A 24,863-nucleotide genomic window follows, 5' to 3' on the forward strand; every position below is an offset into this window, starting at 1 on the left:
CTGCCTCCGGTAGAGTTCCGGAAGCAGTTTATAGCCTAGGGTCTTTTTTCAATGTCTATTAAATGGGGTCTTGACCACTCATGCAGCGGGCTTTTTATTATTCTCAATAAGGCACGCTCACTTTTTAGATCAGGATGTGATAAATGTCATCGATGAAATAATCTAAAATTTGAACAATAAGGATAATGCCATTTGCGGCTGTATTTATGAACGGAGAGGGGGAGGGACATGAGCGCAGCGATCCGGGAGTGCGTGGAACAAGATTATGTGATTGAGCATGTGAAGAAGCACTTTCCTTGCACGGTGCTTTGGTGTGAAGGGCGTGCATGCCTGGAGTATAACAGTGAGGAAGAATTAGCCCAAATATCTGAACATGTTAAAGCTAACTTTGATAAGGAGCTTCTTGACGTATTTTTCACTGCTATTGAGAGCCTTCCGCTTGACGATTAAATCGTGGTTGTATTTGAGAATTGAAAGGCTGGTCTTCGAAAAAGAGGAGGGACTTCATCATCCCTGTGTATCCCTCGCCCTTATAAATCGAAGCCCGCTCCATGAGCGGGCTTTTTGTAGTTAATAAACAAACGCTCATATAGGTTCGAGGGCATGGGTTAACGACTTATGAATGGTTTCCTTTTGCTCTATGCCAGCAATGCCGCAAGCAATATTTCCGCTAATTTTTTTGCGGAGCCCAGGTATGAATCGTGCTGAGAATATGCCCATCATTTTTAACGAGTGAATCAGTTTATTCGGTGTATAAACGACGGAAGACATAAAGTCGGATCGCGAAATAATCTCCTCATTGATCGGTTGGCGAATTTGTTCATACAGGGAGTAAGCTTTTTCTAATGAGATGGATTTGGAGAAATAACGATGCAGAAGATCACCCAGGAGATCGGCATCTTGAATAGCCATATTCATGCCTTGGCCAGAGCTTGCATGTGTGAGATGAGCAGCATCGCCAATGAGGGCTACCCCTTGTTTCACATACTGTTCCGCATGCATTCGGTACATCTTGTAGATATGTTCACCCTCACGATGTACAGGGACCTGATCTAATTCAGGGACGCGTTTTTGCAGCTGCTCAAACAACTGTTCATCTGATAATTTTCGCCATTGTGAGGCTTGTCCCGAGGGGACGACGACGGTCACGCGCATCTGCCGGTCCGGTAAAGGAATGAAGACAACCGCACCGTCACGATGAAGGTTTACGAGTGTCCTTAGCTCGTTTGAAAACCAGGCGGGCCTTGGCAAATGCAGCACAACAAGCTCATGATGATATAACGCTCGCTTTGCATCAATTTGAAGATGTTGTCGAATACCAGATAATCCGCCATCGGCGGCAATGACGATGGGAGCGGTATATTGAAAAGTCTCGTTCCTCTGCTTTACCCTTACTCCGTTCACTTGGTTTTTTTCATTCCATAACAGCTTTTCAACAATAATTCCGCGCTGAAGGTGGATCAACTCATGTTTGTCAGCATAGTCTAATAATCCTTGTTCAATATCTCGATGGGGAATGTTTAGAATGTAGTTATATTTACTTGAGGTGAGAGGTTGTAAGTCGATATTCATTAATGTCTTAAGTACAGGATGCCGAAGCTCGATGCCAGAAGATTTTACATGCGGATATTTTAATAACTCTGGGAGAGCTCCCCATTGTTCGAGTATTTCCAGTGTTCGGGGCTGCAGGCCGTCTCCGCGATTCATACTGCCAGGTTCTTTGCGTCGATCAAGCAGGAGAGTCCTTATATTGTATTTAGCCATTGCACAAGCCAGTGCTGCTCCTGCCACAGCCCCTCCAACAATAATGACGTCTGCGTCATATTTAACGGAATGATTTATAATCAACCTATGTTAACCTCCTTTTATATTAAGTTGTAATCTTATGGATAATTCGGTTAGCGATCGCAGGCATGTACTTAATCAATTGAGTCATCATATAGCTCTGGCGACCGATAACTACGTCCTTTCGGTTGGCGAGGACGGCTTTGACCATGGCCTCTGCTGCCTTGTCTAAATCCAGAGAGCCTGATTTGCCATACCAACTGGGAGTGCGGTCGCCTAGATGTGAGCTTATATTCGTGTTCATATGTCCAGGGGAGAGCAGGTTTACATGTACATTGCTATTCTTTAATTCTCGATGCAAGCCGCGTGCAAAGCAGGAGATTGCTGCTTTGGTTGCACCGTAAGGGACCATCTGTGGAAATGCAGCCTCTCCCATCATCGAGGAGAGAAATACAAGCTGTCCCTTATTTCTTCTCAGCATATGAGGAAGGATATATCTTGCACAGCGCATGATGCCAACAACATTGGTTTGAAACATCAATTCCAATTCATCGGTTCGAAGGGCATCAACCCGATCGATATATTGGACAGCGGATCCCAGAATAGCAATGTCAATCCGCTGAAATTTGTCGATGCTATCCGATATCAGTGAAGTGACGGATGCCTCTGAACAAATATCACAGGGAATCACATGGCAGCTGCCGCCGCTTTCAAGGATTTCATGCTGCAGCTCCAGAAGCGCATAAGTTGACCGGGAGGAAGCAATAACAGTGACACCGAGCGATGCGAATTTTTTGGCCAGTACTCGCCCTATTCCGCTTGAAGCTCCAACGATCAGAACAACTTTTCCATTCATGCCAAGCCTCCTATTCATTCGGTTTTTAATATGCCTTCAAAAAGAATGCTTGTAATTAAGGACAAGGATTGAGAATAAGTCAGATTATGCTCTTTCATAAACCCTTCCTTCGTAAATTCATCGATTGAATGCATTAATAGCTGAACGATTATTTTCGGGTCGATGTCCCGGATCACCCCCTTTTTCCTGGCTGCTTCAAACAACATCTCGTATCGTTCCAGCCGAATATTGCGCTCTTGAACCACATGCTCCCACAAATCCGGATAAAGCTGCTGAATTTCACCTACTTGCTGCATGGTAAAGAAACTCAGCTTTTCAGAAACCATCGTAAGCAGACGGATGATCTTATCGATAATATCCATACTCGGATCTCTTATGATCGGGGCAATCGTATCGTCGATGGATTGAAATACATGGTCAATGCAGGCCGTGATCAATGCTTCTTTATTTGTATACAGTTTGTAGATTGTTTTTTTGCTTATGCTTAATTCAGAAGCGACTTGATCCAACAGCACGCTCTTAAACCCGTCTTTCAAACCAAGCTCTAAATACTTTTCCATAATTTCTATCTTCTGCTGATGCTGTACAGTTGTCAGCTCCATACCCGATTTCCCTCCTGTGAAAAACAAGCCTATGTAAAAACAAGTCTATGGAAACTCAAATTTATTTTTGAGTTTCCTGTATGATACCAACACTCCATAAAAATGTCAATAATTCCAAATTAGATATGAGTGGCTTGAATATAATCGCGTACATACATGGACGTACAAAAACCCGCTCGTATGGAACGAGTCGGGTTAGATGTAAGATTGGACACGGCAAGCTAATAGGGTAGTCTTTACGAACCAATCATGAAGCATATCGCTTAGCTTGGGTATGGAACATCTCGGCATAGGCACCCTGGGCTGCTAGTAATGTATCATGATTTCCTTCTTCTACAATTTCGCCATTATGCAGGACAATAATTCTGTCTGCATGCTTGCAGCTGCTCAATCGATGAGAGATCATAATCGTTGTCTTACCTTCATATAGCGTAGCGAACTTATCATAGATTTCGGCTTCCGCCCTCGGATCAAGCGCAGCTGTTGGCTCATCCAGAATAACAATTTGCGTATCTCTCATGAAAGCGCGGCTTAATGCTATTTTCTGCCATTGTCCCCCGGACAGTTCGTATCCATTGTGGAACATTGCCCCGAGTTCTGTATCCAAACCGTGGGGCAGCTTCTCCATTAATCCGCTTAGGCCAGCTTTATTCACGGCGGCTTTAATGGATGCATCATCTTCTATTTTTGCGTGTCCCATGGCAATATTCTCGCGAACCGTTAATTGATAGCTCTCAAAATCTTGAAACACGGCGGAAACATTTTGACGCATACTTTTGGGCTCGATGGTGCGAATGTCTACCCCATCGAATAGAATGGTGCCTTCATCGGGCAAATACAACCCAAGCAAGCATTTAACAAGCGTACTTTTACCCGCGCCATTCTCACCTACAATGGCAATCTTTTCTCCTGGCGAAATGTTAAAGCTAATCTTTTTTAGCTGTGGAGTGCTATGCGTCGCATATGTGAAAGAGAGATTTTTGACCTCTATTTTTGTCTTTAATTTCTCAGGGAATGGATGGATTTGATTTTGAGATTCCTCAACGTCCAGATCAAGGAAGTGTAAGACTTCATTAATGAATAGACTTTCTTCGTAGACGGCGGCTATGGAGTAACCCAATCCGGTAATGATGGACTGAATTTGCTGAAGGGCTTGGGTTAACGAGACATAGTGTCCGATGGTTAGCGCGCCGCTTGCGCCAAACAGAATGAGTACAATAATGACACAGACATCCAATAAAATTTGTGAGATATTGACGAGGAGCATTCGGCTATCGGTGCGTTTGCGAAGATCATATTGTTCGTCCCCTGTTTTCCAGAAGATGCCCTTCCACTTAGCGGTTAAGTAAGGTGTATAATTATAAATTCGTGCTTCTTTGGCTGTACTTCGGCTATGTAAAATGCGGAGCAAATAATGAACCTTTCGTTGTTCCGGTGTTTGAGTCATCGCCTGATTGTATTTTTGTTTGCCAAAATGAGCATTCACTAGAATGTTAGGGATAATCATAACTAGTACAATGGCAGCCAGTACCCAATGGAACGAGAGCAGAATCGATACTAATCCGACTAACGTTATGATACTTGAACCAATCGTTAGTATGAGGTTAACCAGGTTAAAGCCCTTAACATCTACACCAAATGCAGCCCGCTCAAGTTGATCATAATAATCGGGACGGTCGAAATAACTTAAAGGCAGCTGGGAGGCTTTATTGATTAATAATTGTTCGAAATAATACTTTAGCTTTTGTTGCGCACGAAAACCGACAACAGAGTTTAAATAATTTAAGAAGCGATCAGCGATCAGAACCAGCGCTTGCAGGCCCAGAACGAAATAGACATCAGAGGCGATCGCTTGCTGTTGTGTGAATAGTAAGGTTACCAAATCAACTAATTCTTTTACAATGTAAATTTGGGCGACAGGAATTAATGCTGTCATGATTCTTAGCAAGATAAGCAGAATCGTCGCACCAGGAATGACTTTAAGCATAAGTGGCATGAATCGACTGAATACACTGAAAACAACCTTGTTTTTCTCCGAATGATTGATCTGCATCGTGACCTCACCTTTATAGGAGATTGTTATTAATAAAGAGGAGAGCACTGAACGAACGCTCTCCTCTTTTTGGTTTGTTACTATCGAATCATTCCAAGTACATTAAGAGACTAGCAGCCGCATTTGGACGTTTCCTTATACTTGCAATTTGTACCTTCGTACCAGTAGTAGATTCTTACATCATTAATATTCCCGCTACAACGTTGGGCAACGCAGTAGTCTCCTTGTGCAGGACAAGACATGGACATTACCACCTTTATTGGATATTTTAAAAAAAGCTTTAGCAGGTGCAACTAGTCACTTGGTTATACCTGCAACTTGCACCTTCGTACCAGTAAGTAACTCGTCTGTCATAAGTATTTAGACAGAGTACAGTAGTGCAGTAGTCTCCGTTTACAGGACAAGCCATGGGTCATAACCGCCTTTATTTAGATATTTGTCAATAAAGTTTTAACAGCCGCATTTGGACTCTTGGTTATACCTGCAATTTGTACCTTCGTACCAGTAATAAATTCGAACGTCATAAGTATTCGCGCTACAGCGTTGAGAAGTGCAATAGCTTCCTTGTGCAGGACAAGACATGGTCATTACCACCTTTATTGGATATTTTTTGGTGAAGTTTTAACAGCCACAAGAGGATTCTTGTCCGTATCTGCAATTTGCACCGGCATACCAGTAAGTAATTTTTACTGAATAAGTATTAAAAGAACATTGCTGAGAGATACAGTAACTACCGTTTGAAGGACAAGACATGGACATTACCACCTTTATAAGTTTTTTTAATAAACGTAATTAGCAACCACAAGAGGATGATTGCTCATATCTGCAGCTTGCACCGGAATACCAGTAAGTAATTCTTACTGAATAAGTGCTAGGACCACAACGCTCAGAGACACAGTAGCTACCGTTTGAAGGACAAGACATGGACATTACCACCTTTATAAGATTTTTAATGGAAATACTTAACAGCCGCAAATGGAGTCCTGACCATACTTACAATTTGTACCGGAGTACCAGTAATAGATCCTTACATCATTAATATTTGCGCTACAGCGCTGAGCAACACAGTAGTTACCGTTTGAAGGACACGACATTGTTTCACCCCCTTTCCAAAAATCTACATGTGACGGAAGTTGGAGTTTTAGATTTAAATCCGATCGATCATCGTAGGTTATGAGGCTTGGGAGGTGAGTGTCTGAGCAAGCAGAGCCTCAAGCTGTTCTCTGTGCTGGACGACGCTTTTCGCAATGACATCTCCTTGCGGAGTCAAATAATAGACAAAAGGAAAGATGCCGGTTTCAAAGGGTGTAGGGGAGGCAATATTTGCTACGGGTATGCTTAGTTCATATTGCTTAATGATCTCAATTATGTCCGGTTGTTGACCGATCATGAGAATGAGTGGTTGAATGTGGGGATTACGCTTGTTGAATTTTTCCAATACAGGGTAGAGTGACTTACACGAGCTGCATTTTGCATCTGTAAACGCTATCAGGAAACCGAGTTTTTGTTCTCTGAGTTGTCTTAAATCGATGGAGCCTCTGTTAACGGTTTCAAAGTGAAGTTGAGGAAATCGTAAACCGTGGGGTAGCCCGTGATCTTCCTCAATAAGACCGGGTAGTGGAGGTGCTTGTCCTTTTGAGGCTTGTATTTTTCGTCCAAGCTGAATAATGAAGTACGATTGTAGTGCAACCATAACCCATAGAAATGCATAAGATAGATTGAATAGATTCATTGAATTCAAGAGCCTCCTTCTACTAGTAGTTCTCTATTCTTCAACATGAGGTACATATTCAAAATACCAATAGTAAGTCCAACGCAGCTAATGATCTCTGTTAGATTCATAGAAGTTAGCGATTGCGAGTGATCAACCGAAACTCCGATTACTGTTAACAGGAAGAGCGGTGTAACCTTCGAAATAGTCCCCCATCCCAGTTTCTCTTCACTGGACTTACCGAAGCAATTACAACTTACGTTTAATTTTCTATAAATGGCCAAGCCGGCCACCCCGCAGAAAGTAAGAAAGAGCAGCATCACAGCAACTTGACCGATCAGGCGAGTGTAATCAACTACGAGCAGGATTGCTCCCAACCCTTCCGCTGCAATAACCAGCCAAGCGAAGAATTGGGGAAACTTCAGTTCTTGAATCGTGGCTTTAAAGTCGGAGTATGAAACGATTTTGGCTAAAAATGAATAACATAGCAGGGTAGCTAAAATAAGCGAGGCTACCAAATTAGCATCCATCCAAATCCCCCCTAAATTTTAATAGTGATATGTAGTGAATATGATATGTAAATAATTACATTTTCTAGGGTTAATCGCTATATTAATCCTTATTATAGCATAATATGGAAACAATTAAAGAGTTTTATTAATTAAAATTTAAATTTTAAAATAAATTCGAATATAAAATCGAATATGGGGTTTCAAAAATGAAATAGATAGAGTGCCAACAATGAAGAGGGCCATCACTACACTTGTAATGGTCACCTCCATATCATGCTGCTATTCTGCCAGACTGGCAGATACTATGGTGTCAGAATCGGCCCAACCCTAACAAAAACACTCGGGATCATGCGAAGAATTCACATTCTTAGATTCCTTCGAGGAAGTTGTTGTCTAGTCGTATGCCAGTAAAGCATGCGTTGCATGGCTAAGTATGGCACCTGCGCGGGTCGTCGTTGCGACGAGTACAGCTTCCAGAATTTCTTCCCGGGTTCCTCCTAGCTGCTGGAATTTCTTCACATGAACATCGATACAATAGGGGCAGCCTGTAACATGAGCTACGGCCAGGGCAATCAATTCTTTTGTCTTCAGCGGGATGTGGGTGTGAGTGTGAGTGTGATAGACCTCTTTTTCAAAAGATAGAAACGAGGCAGAGGCCTCCGGCGCAAGCTGCATAAGTTCTGGGATTTTCTTTAAATTTGAAGAATCATAGTAATGGGTCAACGCGTCACACCGCCTTTCCCATCTTTCATCGTACAGGAATTGATCCCGAGTATATGATTGATGAAGCAGATTCGAGTCAATGCATTAAACAGAAAGACAAGTCCGATCAGACCGATGTATCTCCAGTTACTATCCACATAACAAAGAATGAACAGAAGTGGGAAACTTAGAATTAAACGGAATAACCGGTCGATACCTCCGACATTTCTCATAACATACCTCCGCATCATTGGAATTATCTCCATTTTAGCGGTATCTTCAGCCCGTTTCCGTGACTAAGTCACACAAGATGCTGATGCATGATTTCTTCCAAAGCGGATCGGTTGATGATATGGATTTTTCCTCTGGTTAGCGACAAGATTCCTTTGTTTTGAAAGTCCTTCAGAACACGGCTAATGACTTCCCGGGCGGTTCCGAGTTCTACGGCTAACTGATCATGCGTCATCTTCAATGTGAGTATTTCGTCTTCCGTATTCGTATATACGAAATGGGCAAGCCGCTGGTTCACCGGTTTAAATGCAATGTCCTCAAGAAGGCTGGTGACTGCCGTTATTCTCTGAACGATTTGCTGATAGATATATTGCCTCAGAGGTTTATAACGATCCATCCAATCTTCGAATACGTTTACAGGAATAAGCAAAACTTCGCTCTCCACTTCAATTGATGCATTCGCTTCATATTCGGACTCTCCCATAATACTTGCCATCATAAGCACGCAGCTCTGTCCGCTGCGCACGCGATATAGGGTGATTTCTCTTCCTTGCTCGCTAATTTTATGAATGCGCACGCTTCCCTTAAGCATAAACATCGCGTGCTGCAGGACATGACCTTCCCGAATCGCATGTGGGGTGGAGGGACCGACCGGCATGAGCTCGGCACGCTGCCAATCTTGAGGTGAAATTATGGACAGGCAAGGAAGAATAGCGATGATTCGTTCCATATCAGAAGGATTCATAAGGGGCTCCTTTATCGATGATCAATGTCATAAACCAAGGGGGGCTATCTATTATATGTTTTACAACGATTGAAAGGTTCAGAAAATTTTAGATTTTAGCCCAGGGGTAGAGTGACATCGTCACCGCTATCAATGAAGTTTTTAGCAGGAGAAGGATCCCCGAACCTATCGATTGGGGATTCTTTATCGCGAGTGACGTAAGTAATTATAGGGATTAATTCTAAGAACGTGGAAGGAGGGGCGGTTACTTATTCCCCAATAGTATCCAAGACCAGGGCTGTCAGCTGATGTACGGTAGGCTGATTCGATGGACGCTGAAGCTGATGAATAGCAATATTGCTCGAGATTCGGGCTGTCATATCAAAATGCCATTTGGTTAATCCGCTGTCTTGCAGGAGTGATTTACGATAGGTGTGGCGATATAGAAGTGGCAGTCGTTCCAGCTTCTCAATTTCCCGTATGCTGACTTGCTCGCAGTCGGTCTTGATGAGCTCGAAGATTCCGGCGAGGGGAAGCGTGGCGGAGGCGAAGTGGGATTCCACGGGAATAGCATACTTGGTTTCGCGATCGAACAAGGGGCGGAACTGATTCGAATTCATGCCAAAGACATCTAGACTTTCCTGCCAAAGCTTCTGCTGCGGGTAAGCCGGAGTTACATAAGGCACATGTCGATCATCCAGCGTAACCGCGATAATGTCATCCGTCATAAGTGGGTACCCTTGCTGCAGGAAAGCCGAAGCGAGCGTGGATTTACCGTGACCGGAATGACCGACGAATCCATAGGCTTTGTTGTTGATAACAATGGCGCTTCCGTGTAAGGGCAGAATTTTTCGCTGCATCAAAATAACGCCCATGCATGTACCCAGCACATATAGGCGAAGTTTGTCCTCTTCAGCGTTCCCCTCTGGAGAAATGGAGATGGTGGTCCCGTTTTCCACGGCGAAAATGGCCAGATCAGGGACCCTGAACATGACCAGATCACCTGTACAGAAGAAGGATCTTGAGGGGATAGCGCATGTCGACCATTTCTCCGTTAAATTGGCATAACGAACGACAATATCGGCGGGGTGATCCTGTGATGTCATATGCTGTGCTTCAGGCAGGGGAATCTCGCTATGTATGGAATGCCCGAAGGCCGTATATAGGTTTTTGTTAAGGGTTTGAGTCACGATCCTCACTCCATTGTTTGTTATGGCGAATAAAAGTGGAAGCCCATATACCCAGCTGGGCATATGGGCTGACTTCCTAAAAGATGAATCCATATTGTTTAGCTGTAGTGAACCATCTCATCCGGATCGGGCTGAACTCCATCCGGAATTGCACTTCCGGGACCAGCCATTGTCATATTCATGTCAAGGACTTCCAGTACGGGTACGCTCCATTCCTGTTTCATTTGGATTCACCTCCTTTCAAAAGTTTGTTTGCAGAAACCGGTACAGAATGATGCTGCGCATAAGCAGCTTGATGGATGGACCGTAAGCTTGATTCGGGTCTAATCCTTGGCGTGCTTCCGTTAGAGCCTCTTGGAGAACAGGCATGTTAATGAACTGCTGCATTCTGGAATCGCGGCTCAACTGCTCCAGCTCATCGATGATTACGGGCCAGTCGCTCCGCATTCGATGGATGGAATCGGCAGCTTGGATCCCTCTCGTCCGCTGATTCAGCCGGATGGAGTCGGGGAGCCAGCCCTCGGTAGACCTCCGGATTAAGGCCCGATCCATACCGCTGTGAACGAACTGCTCCATAGGCGTTCCCAAGCAGAAACGAATGACACGCAGATCATTGGTCGGATCATGGCTCCATACGGAATAACGTAGTGATAATTTGCAGCCGCTCGCTCCGGTAGCGGTCCACATATTAACACGATTGAAATGCTGGATTCTGGCTTCCAGCGGATCAGCCGGCAGATCATCCGTTGATCCAATCCCCACGAAGGAGGGATCCTGCAATTTCTCATAAATGCCTGCTCGCTCAGCGAAACCCGAGTTGATCAGCTGCGGAAAATCAGATGATGATCCGGATACCCTGCCCTTTACTAGGGAAGGGAATGCTTTGCGATAAAGGATGGAATACAGCTGTTTACGGCCAACACCAATATTTCTGCTGTATTGTTTAACCTCACGCGAGAGCTGCAGCAAGTTGAACTTCTTCATGAGCCTCGCATAATATTCGATCGCAGGCCCCCAAGAGATACTGTAATTCCCCCGAGCTCCGTTCAAGAGAACCCCAATTCCGCGCTGCTGCGCTTGGTTGTAAATTCCTCGCAGCCAAAACGAATTATCAAAAAACTTGTATGGCGATTCCATAATGTCCAACCAGTCGTCAATTTCCGTAAAGGGACTATGTCCTTTGAAATCCAGGTAGTAGTCCTTGATGTTGCCCACAAATTGTACCGTCTGACAGATGAGAGGCCTTTCGTCCGCAAATCTGTGCTTGGGCGTCCAATCTTCGAACCCGCCTTCAGGTATGTAACTGAAGGTATGAAGGGGGCGGTTCTCCTGCCGAAGAGCTCTGGCAGCGAAGCTTGCCACAGAGCCCGAATCCAGCCCGCCGCTAAGATGAGCTCCAACATGCAGGCTCGATCGCCGAAGTCTTGAAGTTACAGCTCTGTGGAATACCTCCCGAAAGGCCTCTTCATACTCGCCCGAGGAACGGAGCTGTAACGGTTGTATATTGGCAAGGCTGTCATATCGGCTGATCCGTAACCGGTTTTGCGTAATGATGAAACTGTGGGAGGGAGGAAGCTGCTGAATATGGTTATATACAGTGGTTGAAGTATCTGGAGGTTCGAATACACCCCGGATCGCCAGAAACTCGGCTAGCCACCGCTCGTTAAGCTCCTTATGTATGTAGGGTAAAGCGAACAAGGGGGTCATCATCGTACAGAAGGAGAACCGCTGCCCATCGTGGTGATAATACAAGGTCCTAGCGCCTGAGAAATCCCTTGCCCCGAATAGAAGCTGCTTGCGCTCATCCCATATGGCAAAAGCAAAATCACCGACCAATCGCTCCGACATGCGCTCGGACCATTTCTCATAAGCCAAGAGCAGAACTTCGCTGTCCGTCATGTATGATCTTTCGGAATGCGGCACCTGGAGCTGATCCATAAGTTCGTCCCGGTTATCGATGATCGCGTCAGCAGTGATGGCAAGCCCGCGCTGTGGATCATAATAAGGCAATATTTCTAGTGCAGCCTGCTTCGTGATCCACTGAGCATGACATCCCAGCATGATGCGATCCTGCTGCCAGGCTGCGCTTTGATCGGCGGGATACTTGCTCAATGCCGACATCATAAGCTCGCTGCTGTCCGCTGGAATCGGTTCTCCTTGGATATGATAGATACCAGCAATTGCACCCATTGAATTATCCTTTCGTATTAACGCATTGCGGATACGTCATAAGCTTTGATACATTTCGTATCACCGTCATTATAATACAAGTATACGAATTGTATCAACTGCTTTTTTTATATCTTCTGATAAAAGGGTGATCAGCTTCATTTATGACTTCATACTTGGGTGTGAATTGATTCTTTTACGCAGCAGAATCAGACAGAGCAGATAAGCAAGGAGAATTCCGAGTGAATCATTGATCACATCATAGATACGCCCGCCTCGAAAGAAGAAGAGCTGGAGAATTTCAGTTAATCCTGCATAGGCGACACACAAATAATAAGCCGATTTCCTCTTGCCGAAGTTGGAAGCCAGTAGTGCAAGGACGAAAAATCCGAAGAAGTGGCCTATTTTTCGTAATCTCCAATCGCTGCTGTTCCACTGGAAGTCCTGTCGCAGCAGCTCCGACCAGTCGGGAGACGGGTTGAACTGAAACTCGACGACGTGATCACTGATTAAGTGATGAAAATTGACAGAGCAAGTGAAGATAAACAGAGCTATAGCCCATAGAAATGTAAGCATGATTCGCATGATAATAGCTCCTTTTGATAGTGATGACTTTTAATGATACAAAATGTATCCAATAGATTCTATATTATAGCACCCTTGTTCCGATTTTCAAGAATGCATTTGAAATGGGTTTCATATTTGGGCGGGACTTGCTTCACAGCTGGGCATATACATCAAGCACATTTGCATTATATTCACTACTATGTAAGCAAGGAGGAGATGACATGGCCAAGAGACAAACGAAACATATGAAGATGAATGCATGGTCATCATCCTCGGATACGATGGATCCGAAGGATGTAGGCTTTAATTTCGATCTGTTAGATGAAGAATTAATGAGCCGTGGCATAAATGTAAAGTGGTTCGGTGCAGTAGGAGATGGGCGAACAGATGATACCTTGGCTTTTCAAGCGGCGATGGCAAAGTGTGATAAGCGTTACAAATTGTTCATACCTGCCGGCGACTATCGGATCAGACAAACTATAGAGAACAATAGCCGCGGCATCTTTGGAGTAGGGCCTTATATAGATGGCGGGCAGATGGGAACGCGAATCATCTGGGATCCCATTGACACTACGACGGATTTACTCCCTTGCATAAGAATACGGAATGCTGGAATCAAAGCAGTATTTGAAGACTTCGGCGTGTATGGTGTTTCTAAATATAACTCAAGAGAACTCGGCAAGTGGATTAACAAAGGTCTATTTGAACAAAGCTTGTACAGTATGTTCGCTGTGGGTTCAGCCGCCATCGAAGTAGCAGGATCAGCGACGCCAATATTCAGGAATATTGCTACTGCCGGAGTGAAGGTGGGGCAGCTGCTTAACAGTAACAATGGACATGTATCCTCATACGAATGTTCATGGAACGGATTGATTGGCGTGTATTGCCGGATCAATACAGGGGATTATTTTTATCAAGGCGGTGGCATATCAGGCGCATTCTGCGGGGTTTTGCTGGGGACGATTTTAGCCGCAGGACATCGGGGAGGCTTTAGTGCATTTTTGCATAGAGTTCATCTTGGATTTGCACCGTATGCCATATATCAATGCATTGATAGCGGGCTTGATGACTATAATCGTTTGTCTTCCGTCGTTGGACTGAGCGGAATCTATATGAATACCATGTTCGAGCAGTGCGGAGAGGCAGCAATAAAATTACTGACGAAATCCTTGACTTCCAATCTAAGGATCTTGGGTTTCGGATTCTCATGGTCGACTATCACCTATACCGGGAACACGGCCGGTTGGGAATATTCACTGCCGGATGGCTTGAGGAACAATGTTGAGAAACAGCAATATGCCGCTTGGTTTGGAACCGTTGCCGATCCGACAGTAATTAATGATGATCTTGGAACGCTCAGGAAATCGACCGCCCAGGGGGCATTGGGGTCTGCTTATATTGATACGTTGACGGGTGACAAGGGATCTGTTCTAACCGGGCTTGGACCGTCAGAAACCGTGATTCGTAGGAAAGTAACTCCGCTGTACCGAAATGCTGATTTACAAACACGGATGCAGGAAAGGGAACATCGGACATTGATGCCAGTCTCGGCACCAAACCTGCTTAGAAATCCGGAAGTGTTATCTAATTGGATTGTATCTAACGCCTCCCTTAGTCTGGTTGCAGCCGACCAAGTGCCTGTGCCCATCACGAATGAGATGAAGCAGGTTATTGGAAGCCGGCCTGTGATCTTGAGAATAACCCCGGATGGTGTCAATTCACCGAGCATTCGAATAAAGTTTAATGCGCCAACCTTGCCGTATCGGGGAGACGCTAATCGGAACTTAGCGATGCAATATTTTATTTTAGAAACAGAACATGAGACTTCGACCACCTATAGAGCCATCGGACGCATTTCAGCTCAGAATGCAGAATATATTTTTAATGATTCATTGACCTGGAGGACGAAGGACTGGCAGCACTTGCGTGGTAGAGAATTGTCAAGCAAAACAGGCTTATTGTATGAGTTCAGTATAGGAGGCTTGCCGAAAATTGGAGAAATCTACGTTGCCGGGGTGATGGTGACATGGGATCATGTTGGTTCCTATTCTCCATATTCACACAGTTATATGACAGATTCCTTGGAAATTGGGGGTCCGGGGAATGGGATTATTTTAACCGACTCCGCTACGGGCGGAAGATACCACTTGAGTGTGATCAATGGAAGTTTACAAATAAGACCATTACCATAACATCTCAAGTTAAAAATATCAGTGATTGCCCAGAAGAATCCGTTTCGTTGATCCGTCGATCAGCTAGATGGGTTCTTTTTGTTGATTTGGATTTTCTTGCGGTGGGCCAACGATTCATGGAAATAAGATAAGCAAGCGCTATCATCCCTATTAATGATACAATTCGTTTCTAAAATGCAGTTTTTACACAATATATCCTTGACATGATACATATTGTATCGTAAATTATGGAATATAAATTATACAGATTGTATCGAAGAAGCTTTTGAAAATTGGAATAACTTTTCGTAGAAAAGTCTGAATATGCACCATTTCAGGAAATTGAGCAGGGGGGCTGCAAACGAATGGAACTCAAACAGTATTTTAGGGTGTTGCAAAAGAAATGGTGGTTGATCGCATCGATCGTAATCATCGCAATCACAGCGACAGGTGTCAAAAGCTTCTACTTTACAACTCCTGTGTATGCAGCGAATGCAAAACTGATCGTGAACCAGTCGTCAGGTGATGGAGGGGCGAGCCTCAATGCAAGCACGATCCAAACGAGTATTTTTCTTATTAATTCATACAAGGAAATTATTAAGTCATCCGCCATTATGAATAAGGTTGTCGAAGAATATCCGAATTTAGGCGAGAGTGCCTGGCAGTTATCTGCCAAAATATCGGTCACTTCGGCAAATAACTCGCAGGTGATGAACTTGATTTATCAGGATACATCCTATGCAAACGCGGCAGAAATCGTAAATGCAGTCTCCACCGTGTTCAAGGAACAGATCCCTCACATTATGAACGTGGATAATATCACGATTCTAAGTGAGGCAGATCCAGCGGCATCGCCTGCACCGATCAATTTCAACCCCATTATGAATTTGTTTATCAGCTTTGCAGTATCACTCATGCTGGCGGTCGGGCTTGTATTTTTGCTTGATTATCTGGACGATACCGTGAAATCCGAAGCTGAAATTCTCGAAACGTTAGACGATGTTTCTGTACTCGCTGTCGTAGGCATGATGAGCAAAGCAGACCTGAAGAAATCGGCCAGAATGAAAGCCATACAAAAGACAAAAGTAGGTGACAGTCCGTATGCGACGCTCAATCAGTGATAGCAGCCTAATTGTGTCCATGAATCCCAAATCACCTATATCGGAGGTATATCGCATCCTACGAACGAAGATCCATTTCTCTTCCAAAGATCAGGAATTAAAAACTCTCATGATTACATCGACTCAGACCGGAGAAGGGAAAACGACAACGATCAGCAACTTAGCGGTAACGTATGCACAGGAAGGAAAGAGGGTTCTTCTGATTGATGCGGATATGCGCAGACCCTCGCTTCATCGTGTATTCTCCGTACCTAACCACCAGGGCTTGAGCACGCTGTTGAACGGACAAACGAGTGTGCAAGATTCCGTTCAAGAAACGATTGTCAGCAACTTATCGCTCCTGCCTTCCGGACCGGTACCTGCGAATCCTGCCGAATTGATGGATTCGGTTGTAATGCGGGAGCTATTAGAACAGCTTAAACCTGAATATGATGTGATTCTTCTCGACACGCCGTCTGTACTGTCGGTATCCGATAGTGTCATTGTCAGCGCCTTGTGCGATGGCGTTGTCATGATCGTGGCTTCAGGCAAGGTAAGGAAAGACCATCTAAAAAAAGCCAAAGAGCAGCTGGACCACGTGAATGCACGAATGGTGGGCATTGTGATCAACAAGGAAGCGAGATAGCAATTGGAACGGAATATAAAGGCTTCTTCTGGCGGGAACCGCCAGAAGAAGCCAAGGTAATGTCTACTGCACCTCTTTCACTGTAGACACTCGGTCACGCTGTGGGTCTTAAGGGCCTTAGACATTATTGTCGAGGGTGTGATGTGAGGACGGGTTGAATGCCCTTGTTAGAAAAATTAGCTATGTTTTTTTCAGTTCTGACAGAAGAGCCCATAGCTAGGCTTTTCTAATATAGAGGCCATTATTAAGGCGATAGTATAAATAATATATAGAGATGGGTAGTGAAGATGATGACGAAGAAAGTAAAAAAGGCAATTATTCCCGCAGCAGGCCTGGGGACACGATTCCTGCCTGCAACGAAAGCCATGCCGAAAGAGATGCTTCCGATTGTGGATAAACCCACGATTCAATACATTGTGGAAGAAGCGGTAGCATCCGGAATTGAGGATATTATCATTGTCACCGGTAAAGGGAAACGATCAATTGAAGACCATTTTGACCATGCGTTTGAGCTGGAAAATAATCTGTTTAGCAAAGGGAAATTCGATCTTCTGGATGAAGTACGGCGCTCTTCGAACGTAGATATACACTACATCCGTCAGAAGGAAGCCAAGGGACTTGGCCATGCCGTTTGGTGTGCACGCAACTTTATCGGGGATGAGCCTTTTGCCGTACTTCTTGGAGATGATATTGTCCAATCTCGTGTGCCGTGCACCCGTCAGCTGGCGGAGCAGTTTGAGCTCTTGCAAAAGTCCGTAATTGGAGTTCAGACCGTGCCTTTGGATCAGACCCAACGTTACGGAATTGTAGCTCCTCTGGAACGAATCGACCGGTTGTATGAAGTGGATTATTTTGTAGAGAAACCCAAAACGGATCGAGCCCCATCCCGATTGGCGATTATGGGCAGATACATATTGACTCCGGACATATTTGAATTTCTTGAGCATCAAGAGGAAGGAGCAGGGGGAGAAATTCAATTGACGGATGCCATTCAAAAATTGAATGTGAGCCAAGGCGTGTATGCATACGATTTTGAGGGAACCCGTTATGATGTAGGAGAAAAGCTCGGATTTATTATGACTACACTTGATTTTGCACTTCAGAATGATGAACTTCGCAAGCCGCTGTTGCAAGGTATGGAAGCCATTCTCGAACGAGAATATCTTGGTAAAATAAATCGCTAATGAGGTGAAGGCAAGTGTCTCCCACTCCGCAACGAAATGATATCGAGGTTGTTCTTGAGGGGAACCCGGTTTATACAGATTATGTGCCGGAAACGAAAAAGGCCAAGATCATGTATCTCATGACCAAACGGGGTATGGATTTTATTCTCGCGCTTATAGGTATGGTCATATTAATTCCGTTTTTTGTGCTTATAGCTATCATCATTAAAATAGAAGACCCTAAGGGGTCTGTTTTTTTTTATCAGACAAGGATTGGTAAGCATGAACGGCCCTTTCGAATGTATAAGTTTCGGTCTATGGTCTCGAATGCGGAAGAGCTGCTGGAGGAGCTGCTGGATCAGAATGAGGTCGGCGGGGCTATGTTCAAGATGAAAGAAGATCCGCGCATTACAAAGGTCGGAAAGCTAATTCGCAAGACCAGCATTGATGAGCTGCCGCAGTTATGGAATGTGATCCGGGGAGATATGTCACTGGTTGGGCCCAGGCCGGCATTACCCAGAGAAGTGGAGCAATATACAAGCTTGGATAAGTTGAGACTAAAGGTTACTCCAGGTTGTACGGGGCTGTGGCAGGTAAGTGGACGCAATAACCTAAGCTTTCAAGAAATGCTGGCATTAGATTTGGAGTATATCGAGCGCAGAAGTCTATGGCTTGACGTTAAGCTCCTATTCAAAACGGTAAAAATTATCGTATTTCCCAATTCAGCTTATTAATCGAGCAAGGTTTATCATAGTCAATTGTAACACAATACAATCGTTCCGACGGTCATCATGAGGTTTGTTGAACGCTGTATTCAACGATGCTTATGTCAATAGGCAGATGGGGTGGTTGGATAACGTGGAGAGGCTTTTTAGAAAAGATAATGTAACGCTGTCAATTCAGGTTCTGCTGAAACTGGCGGGGATCGTTGCGCTTGGGTTAAGTGTTGGTCTGGCTGGATCTATCGATTCGCTTCATTCGAAGCTGCTGGAATTTACGCTCCTTCTTCTCAGCGTGTTAATGTCTGTGCATATCTACACATACAGGCCCAAATCATTACTGCCTTATACGCTGCTTGTATGGGTAGTAAGCCCGGAGATAAGGCGGCTCATGGATTGGCTCGTCCAGTCCTACAATGATACCTCAATCGTGTCTCTTATTCCTTATTGTGTAAGTTTGACGCTGCTTTTGCCTATCTTGAAGAATAAGAAGCAGATCGATCGCAGAGTGGGCTTAATTATGAAAATTATAGGGGCCGCCTTGTTATACGGGTTTGGTCTTGGTTTTTTAAGATATGGCTTATCGTCGGTGTACGATCTGCTGAATTATGTCGTACCGTTTCTTGTTTTCATCTATGTCAGTGTAAGTCCATTTGATAATGACACCCGGGATCGATGGTTAAGAAGCCTTTCTTATCTAGCGGTAATCGTTGCTGCGTACGGCATATATCAGTATATCGCCCTGCCTCCTTGGGACAAATTCTGGATGATGAATGCGGATATGAATTCGATTGGTCTGCCGCAGCCTCAGAATTTCCGGGTCTTTTCATTTTTGAATTCCCCAGGACCTGCAGGTGTATTTCTTGCTGTGGCACTCGCGATCATGACCGTACAGAAGAGATGGAGAGCGTTGGGAATAGTCGGGGTGATGATTGTAGCATTTGCATTGCTGCTTACCCTGGTTCGTGTCGGCTGGATTGCTTACGCAGTTATGATCATTGCTTACTTCCTCCGTTCCGCGCTAAGAAGCAAGGTCAGACTGCTTGCATTGGCCGTCATCATTATATTAGCGTACACATTCATCCTTCCAATGCTGCCGGGTGCTAATAATGTGACATCTCGTATCGAAACTTTTGGGTCCTTGGAAGAGGATCATTCCTTTAATGAAAGGCTCATATTCTCGAACGAGATTCTCTCCGGTTTATTGGCTAATCCGTTAGGGAAGGGCCTCGGCAGTTCAGGCTTGGGAGCGAAAATCACAAAAAACACCGATATGTTAGTTGCTTTTGACAATGGTTATTTAAACTTGTTCTATACGTTTGGAGTTCCTTTGGGATTGGCTGTAATTGCAATACTAGGGTATCTCTTTTTTTATACGTATAAGTCAAGCAAAGCAGAGAAGATGTATTCTCCCATCGCTTTTGCTGCTATCAGCGCTATTCTATTTCTTCTCTTTGCAAGTAATGTAATCCGCGGACTGAGCGGGTTTATCCTGTTATTTGTAGTATCCCTAGCGCTTATGCCAAATTCCTCAAAACGAGAGGAGATATAGAATGTTAATCGTTTGTCTAGGAGGCTCTATAACCGAAGGGTTAGGCGTCACCAGATCCAATACAAGTTATGCAAATCTACTTCAGGAGAAGCTGAGGCGTTCGTATTGTCCATCTGTTCAGATTATCAATTATGGGGCCAGTGCCATGCAGATTAATGAGTCGAGAAGCAAATATGAGAATACCATACTCGAATTGCAGCCGGACATTATTGTGTACGCCCATGGGAATACCGAAGCGGTCGTGAGAGAACAGAAGAAATACCTGCGATTTCTTCCGAAAAGGTGGAGAAGACCGGGATGGATGGATCCCAGGGCCTATTATTCAACACGGTTCAGGAGAAGATTGCTGGAAAAGATAGAATCAGGTCTTCGGTGGCGGGTGAAGGTATCCCTGATCAAAGTGTTTGGCGGAAAACAGTGGATGAGTTTGGAGGAGTTCAAACGGCAGACCACGGATTTTGTCCTGACCATACTGCAACACAGTCCTAAAACGAAGATCATATTTCTCACCCCCGGTGACATTGAGGAGAGATATTTCCCGGGAACTCCTGAATCGATGCGCAAATACAGGGAAGTAATGAGAGAGATCTGTGAGCAGTATAAATCCAGTGATCAAATATTTATGTGTGACTCGTCTGCCGCTTTGCATAAATGGGATGATTATTTTTATGATCGTTTCCATCCGAATGAAGTGGGCCATGACAAAATTGCCGAAACACTCTTGCAAACCATCATACAGCATTCTCTCTGGAGCAATAACAACGTGATGAAAGAGGTAAGCCAATGAATATCTGTTTTGTTACACATGCCGTAAAAAAAGGTGATGGGCAAGGAAGAGTCAATTACGAGGTTATTGTTGAAGCCCTTCATCAAGGACATGAGATTGTAATTATATCGTCAGAGCTATCAGACGAACTGCAGAATCATGAGCGGGTGGAATGGATAAGAATGAATCTCAGAACAATCCCGACCGCACTGTTACGCTACCAGCTGTTTGCATGGCTTTCCGCCTGTTGGATTTGGATGAACCAAAGGAAACTGGACCTTGTCGTCGTCAATGGTTTCATAACTTACGCGAGATCGGATATTAACTGTATTCATTTTGTTCATAGTGCCTGGGTGAAATCGAAATATCATCCTTATCATGAACAGAAAAACGCTAGAGCCATGTACCAATGGCTGTACAACAGTGTTAATGCCCTATTGGAGCGTCATGCGCTAAAACGAACGAAGCAGATCGTGGCCGTATCCGAGCAAGTCAAACAAGAACTAATACAGGATGCAAGAGTAAATCCACATAAGGTTTCAGTCATTTCGAATGGTGTCGATTTGAATGAGTTCTATCCGCGGGCGGTAAATCGTAAGGATTTTAATTTGGACGTCAATACAACCTATGCTTTGTTTGCCGGGGATTTGAAATCGTCGAGGAAGAACCTGGACACCGTACTTCAGGCTTTGAATCAGGTGGATCATATCCATCTGTTAGTGCTTGGAAATGCAGAGAAGAGCGTATATCCTCACATGGCAGAGCGTTTGGGGATTTCCCAGCGAGTTCATTTTCTGGGATACCGAAGAGATATTGCCGAGATCATGTCGCTTGCTGATATGTTCATATTCCCTTCGAGATACGAGCCATTCTCACTGGTTATATTAGAAGCCATGGCTTCGGGACTGCCTGTGATAACCAGCAGCAAATGCGGCGCCGTTGAGCTGTTATCGGATGATTCTGCGGTTGTAATGGAGGATCCCGATGATACGGAGACGTTAGTGAGTGCGCTAAGGGAGCTCCTATCTAATAAAGGAAGACTAGAAACGATGTCATTGAGAGCGAGGGAAGATGCCCGAAGGAATTCCTGGGGCAATATGTCTAATCAGTACATGAATTTAATTAACCGGACCTTAGGAATGGGATTAAATACCGGAAAAGCGAGCTTGAAGGGATAGTACTATGGCCATCGTAAACTTGATTAAACAAACCAAGCGATTCGGAAGTTTAGGGAATGTACTGCAAATATTCGCATCGAATGTGTTTATCCTCGGCTTAAATGTGTTGACGGGGATTATCATTGCAAGATTTCTTGGGCCGGAGGGACGGGGGGAGCAGGCAGCCATGATTATGTGGCCCCGATTCCTCGCATATTGCTTGACACTGGGAATCCCAGCCTCCTTGGTCTACTACATGAAGAAAAAAGATGAGGATCAAGGGTCATTATATGTAGCGTCATTGTACATGAGCCAGATTCTCGGATGCGTTGCAATTGCGATCGGCTTTATCTTTGTTCCCTTTTGGCTGGAGGGCTATTCCAGCGAGGTAATTCAGTTTGCGACTTGGGCTTTAATCATGTCGCCGATTGCCATGCTGGGGACAATTAATACTGCTGCACTGCAGGCTAGAGGAGAGTATCATCTCTTCAACTTTATGAGATACATCCCTGTATTAAGCACCTTAGTTCTACTATGTGGTCTAGTCATTGCAGGACATGTCACACCCTTTTATACCTCAGTGGCTTATCTGCTTCCGGCAATCCCCATAGCCTTATGGATGACGATTCGCTTAGTGTCCAAGTATAAAATGAAGCAGCGACGAAAAGTGGAATCCGGTAAAAAATTGCTGAGCTATGGAATTAGATCCTACGGCACAGATGTTGCCGGAACCTTCTCCGGGTATATTGACCAGATTCTAGTTGTAGGATTACTGTCTCCGAGCAGCCTGGGTCTGTATGTGGTCTCTCTGAATCTATCCAAAATGTTAAATACCATTCAAAATGCCATCACCTTGGTATTATTCCCCAAAGCTGCTGGATTAGAGCAGAGTGAAGCGCTTAAGCTGACGTTTAAAGTGTATCGCATAAGCACCATTATCACGATTATAGTAGGTGCCGGGATATTTTTAGTTGCGCCGTATCTATTAATAATTTTATATGGGAAATCATTTGTTGAGGCTATACCGGTATTTAGAATATTGATATTTCAAACAGCCGTAACCAGCATTTCATGGATTCTGTCTCAAGGCTTTATGTCGATCGGTAAACCGGGGACCGTTACGATCATGCGAGTCATGACCCTGGCATTAAATGTAATATTATTGAATATATTGATTCCGCCTCTGGGAATAGAGGGAGCTGCCATATCACTGCTTACTGCGTCCATCATGGAACTTATAGTCGTGTTTATTATTTACACAACCATGCATCGAGTCAAAATGAAAGAATGGATCGTATCGAAGAACGATGTCATATGGTTGATCCAGCGCATTCGCAATCAGTATAAGCGGAGTAATCAGCAATCTATGTAGATAAACCTGAAATTGAAATTGAAGTGACTCATATACGAGGTGATCGCATGAATATTCTTCATATCGCCAATCATGTGAAGCAGTCCGGTAACGGTATCGTCAATGTCATGGTAGACCTGGCTTGCGAACAGGCAAAAATAGGTCATCATGTGGCGGTTGCATCCGAAGGCGGCCATTACATTGATTTGCTGCAGCAGCACGGAATTCAACATTACACATTGGACCAGACCAGGAAGCCGGCACAGATGATGCAGGCTTTTTTCAATTTTCGGAAAATAGTAAAAACATTCAAGCCCGATATTATCCATGCGCATATGATGACCGGGGCCTTGTTATCTCGTATATCGAGGGGATTCCATAAATATAAGATCGTGACGCATATTCATAATGAGTTTCAAAAAAGCGCGGATGTGATGAAGGTCGGGGATTCCGTTATTGCGGTAAGCCAAGCGGTTGCTGCTTCGATGTTGAACCGGGGAGTGAAGGAATCGAAACTGCATGTGGTCAGAAACGGGACGATTGGCAGCTCACGGAGGAAGCCTGGCGAAGAAGTCACACTTAATGGCATTGCTATAGTCAGCGTGTCTGGCATGTATGAGCGCAAAGGGATCTTTGAACTGATGGAGGCATTTGAAAATGTAGCTTCCGTGTATCCTGAAGCTAATCTGTATCTGTTAGGAGAGGGGCCGGACCGGTCAAAATTCGAATGGAGGGCTAGCCAGTCTCCGTATCGTGATCGGATTCATTTCTTAGGCTACCAGCCTGATCCGCAAACCTATATGAGAGCAGCCGATGTGTTTGTCCTGGCTTCGCATAAAGAATCGTTTGGTCTGGTGCTAATCGAGGCCCGGGAGGTCGGCTGTGCCATCGTCGCCACGGATGTAGACGGAATTCCGGAAACACTTGATTTCGGTAAATCCGGCATATTGGTGCCGCCGAAAACACCGGGTAAGCTGGCAAATGCGATTCTGGCGATGCTGCAGTATCCCGATGTGAGAGAAGCGTACCGGAAAGAAGCCCAGCAGGGCCTGGAGTATTATTCCGTAGAAAGAGTCGCCAAAGATACATTGAAAATTTATGAGCAGCTGCTAATCAGTTAAATCCTAGGAGAAAAG

Annotated in this window: 24 protein-coding genes; 11 read left to right on the forward strand and 13 right to left on the reverse strand. The window is 44.6% G+C overall.

The window, feature by feature from the left end; genetic code table 11:
• The first annotated feature begins 228 nt into the window (after positions 1–228).
• A complete protein-coding gene (locus AM231_RS21770; RefSeq protein WP_054404486.1) occupies positions 229–450 on the forward strand; it encodes a hypothetical protein in 222 nt (73 codons plus the stop codon).
• 135 nt (positions 451–585) lie between these two features.
• On the opposite strand, the gene AM231_RS21775 is transcribed toward AM231_RS21770, so the two are convergent.
• The 13 genes from AM231_RS21775 to AM231_RS21835 all read right to left on the reverse strand — a co-directional run bounded on the left by AM231_RS21775 (position 586) and on the right by AM231_RS21835 (position 13,120).
• Positions 586–1,848 (reverse strand): FAD-dependent oxidoreductase, encoded by a 1,263-nt coding sequence (locus AM231_RS21775; protein WP_054404487.1) that lies wholly within the window; start codon positions 1,846–1,848, stop codon positions 586–588.
• A gap of 22 nt (positions 1,849–1,870) precedes the next feature.
• The gene (locus AM231_RS21780) at positions 1,871–2,641 is read right to left on the reverse strand and encodes an SDR family NAD(P)-dependent oxidoreductase (RefSeq protein ID WP_054404488.1); all 771 of its coding nucleotides are present in this window, start codon (positions 2,639–2,641) and stop codon (positions 1,871–1,873) included.
• Positions 2,642–2,655: 14 nt separating this feature from the next.
• Entirely contained in the window at positions 2,656–3,243 is a 588-nt protein-coding gene (locus AM231_RS21785; protein WP_054404489.1) for a TetR/AcrR family transcriptional regulator, read from the reverse strand.
• Between the two features lie 247 nt (positions 3,244–3,490).
• The gene (locus AM231_RS21790) at positions 3,491–5,296 is read right to left on the reverse strand and encodes an ABC transporter ATP-binding protein (protein WP_131724790.1); all 1,806 of its coding nucleotides are present in this window, start codon (positions 5,294–5,296) and stop codon (positions 3,491–3,493) included.
• 1,171 nt (positions 5,297–6,467) lie between these two features.
• Positions 6,468–7,028: a TlpA family protein disulfide reductase gene (locus AM231_RS21795; RefSeq protein ID WP_054404491.1), complete on the reverse strand. Its 561-nt coding sequence runs from the start codon at positions 7,026–7,028 to the stop codon at positions 6,468–6,470.
• 5 nt (positions 7,029–7,033) lie between these two features.
• On the reverse strand, positions 7,034–7,537 hold the full coding sequence (locus tag AM231_RS21800; protein WP_054404492.1) for a MauE/DoxX family redox-associated membrane protein: 504 nt from the start codon (positions 7,535–7,537) through the stop codon (positions 7,034–7,036).
• Between the two features lie 375 nt (positions 7,538–7,912).
• Positions 7,913–8,242, reverse strand: coding sequence for a carboxymuconolactone decarboxylase family protein (locus tag AM231_RS21805; RefSeq protein ID WP_242615271.1), 330 nt, complete (start codon positions 8,240–8,242; stop codon positions 7,913–7,915).
• Positions 8,239–8,454: a YgaP family membrane protein gene (locus AM231_RS21810; protein ID WP_054404493.1), complete on the reverse strand. Its 216-nt coding sequence runs from the start codon at positions 8,452–8,454 to the stop codon at positions 8,239–8,241. The genes AM231_RS21805 and AM231_RS21810 overlap by 4 nt, the downstream gene beginning before the upstream one ends.
• Positions 8,455–8,522: 68 nt before the next feature.
• Complete coding sequence (locus AM231_RS21815; RefSeq protein ID WP_054404494.1) at positions 8,523–9,197, reverse strand: Crp/Fnr family transcriptional regulator; 675 nt, start codon at positions 9,195–9,197, stop codon at positions 8,523–8,525.
• A 248-nt stretch (positions 9,198–9,445) separates the two neighbouring features.
• The gene (locus AM231_RS21820; protein ID WP_054404892.1) at positions 9,446–10,366 is read right to left on the reverse strand and encodes a phosphoenolpyruvate carboxykinase (ATP); all 921 of its coding nucleotides are present in this window, start codon (positions 10,364–10,366) and stop codon (positions 9,446–9,448) included.
• A 98-nt stretch (positions 10,367–10,464) separates the two neighbouring features.
• Positions 10,465–10,590 carry a paeninodin family lasso peptide gene (locus AM231_RS28700; protein ID WP_054404495.1) on the reverse strand — a complete coding sequence of 42 codons (126 nt, stop codon included), beginning with the start codon at positions 10,588–10,590 and terminating at the stop codon, positions 10,465–10,467.
• Positions 10,591–10,606: 16 nt separating this feature from the next.
• Positions 10,607–12,556, reverse strand: coding sequence for an asparagine synthase-related protein (locus AM231_RS21830; RefSeq protein WP_054404496.1), 1,950 nt, complete (start codon positions 12,554–12,556; stop codon positions 10,607–10,609).
• A 141-nt stretch (positions 12,557–12,697) separates the two neighbouring features.
• Positions 12,698–13,120 (reverse strand): VanZ family protein, encoded by a 423-nt coding sequence (locus tag AM231_RS21835; RefSeq protein WP_054404497.1) that lies wholly within the window; start codon positions 13,118–13,120, stop codon positions 12,698–12,700.
• A gap of 203 nt (positions 13,121–13,323) precedes the next feature.
• On the opposite strand from AM231_RS21835, the gene AM231_RS21840 reads away from it, so the two are divergent.
• From AM231_RS21840 to AM231_RS21885, 10 genes are all read left to right on the forward strand, one after another.
• On the forward strand, positions 13,324–15,294 hold the full coding sequence (locus tag AM231_RS21840; protein ID WP_054404498.1) for a glycosyl hydrolase family 28-related protein: 1,971 nt from the start codon (positions 13,324–13,326) through the stop codon (positions 15,292–15,294).
• Positions 15,295–15,638: 344 nt separating this feature from the next.
• Positions 15,639–16,394, forward strand: a complete 756-nt coding sequence (locus AM231_RS21845) for a YveK family protein (protein WP_054404499.1) — start codon at positions 15,639–15,641, stop codon at positions 16,392–16,394.
• A complete protein-coding gene (locus tag AM231_RS21850; RefSeq protein ID WP_054404500.1) occupies positions 16,375–17,019 on the forward strand; it encodes a CpsD/CapB family tyrosine-protein kinase in 645 nt (214 codons plus the stop codon). Before AM231_RS21845 ends, AM231_RS21850 begins: the two co-directional genes overlap by 20 nt.
• Before the next feature lie 290 nt (positions 17,020–17,309).
• The gene (galU, locus tag AM231_RS21855; protein WP_053494017.1) at positions 17,310–18,203 is read left to right on the forward strand and encodes a UTP--glucose-1-phosphate uridylyltransferase GalU; all 894 of its coding nucleotides are present in this window, start codon (positions 17,310–17,312) and stop codon (positions 18,201–18,203) included.
• 14 nt (positions 18,204–18,217) lie between these two features.
• Positions 18,218–18,916: a sugar transferase gene (locus AM231_RS21860; protein ID WP_053490384.1), complete on the forward strand. Its 699-nt coding sequence runs from the start codon at positions 18,218–18,220 to the stop codon at positions 18,914–18,916.
• Positions 18,917–19,040: 124 nt separating this feature from the next.
• The gene (locus AM231_RS21865) at positions 19,041–20,453 is read left to right on the forward strand and encodes an O-antigen ligase family protein (RefSeq protein ID WP_054404501.1); all 1,413 of its coding nucleotides are present in this window, start codon (positions 19,041–19,043) and stop codon (positions 20,451–20,453) included.
• A 1-nt stretch (position 20,454) separates the two neighbouring features.
• Complete coding sequence (locus tag AM231_RS21870; protein ID WP_054404502.1) at positions 20,455–21,240, forward strand: SGNH/GDSL hydrolase family protein; 786 nt, start codon at positions 20,455–20,457, stop codon at positions 21,238–21,240.
• A complete protein-coding gene (locus AM231_RS21875) occupies positions 21,237–22,397 on the forward strand; it encodes a glycosyltransferase family 4 protein (RefSeq protein ID WP_054404503.1) in 1,161 nt (386 codons plus the stop codon). Before AM231_RS21870 ends, AM231_RS21875 begins: the two co-directional genes overlap by 4 nt.
• Positions 22,398–22,401: 4 nt before the next feature.
• Positions 22,402–23,748, forward strand: a complete 1,347-nt coding sequence (locus AM231_RS21880; protein WP_054404504.1) for a lipopolysaccharide biosynthesis protein — start codon at positions 22,402–22,404, stop codon at positions 23,746–23,748.
• A 47-nt stretch (positions 23,749–23,795) separates the two neighbouring features.
• Positions 23,796–24,848 carry a glycosyltransferase family 4 protein gene (locus AM231_RS21885; RefSeq protein ID WP_054404505.1) on the forward strand — a complete coding sequence of 351 codons (1,053 nt, stop codon included), beginning with the start codon at positions 23,796–23,798 and terminating at the stop codon, positions 24,846–24,848.
• Positions 24,849–24,863: the final 15 nt, after the last annotated feature.

The organism is Paenibacillus solani (assembly GCF_001277345.1).
GTDB lineage: Bacteria > Bacillota > Bacilli > Paenibacillales > Paenibacillaceae > Paenibacillus_AQ > Paenibacillus_AQ solani.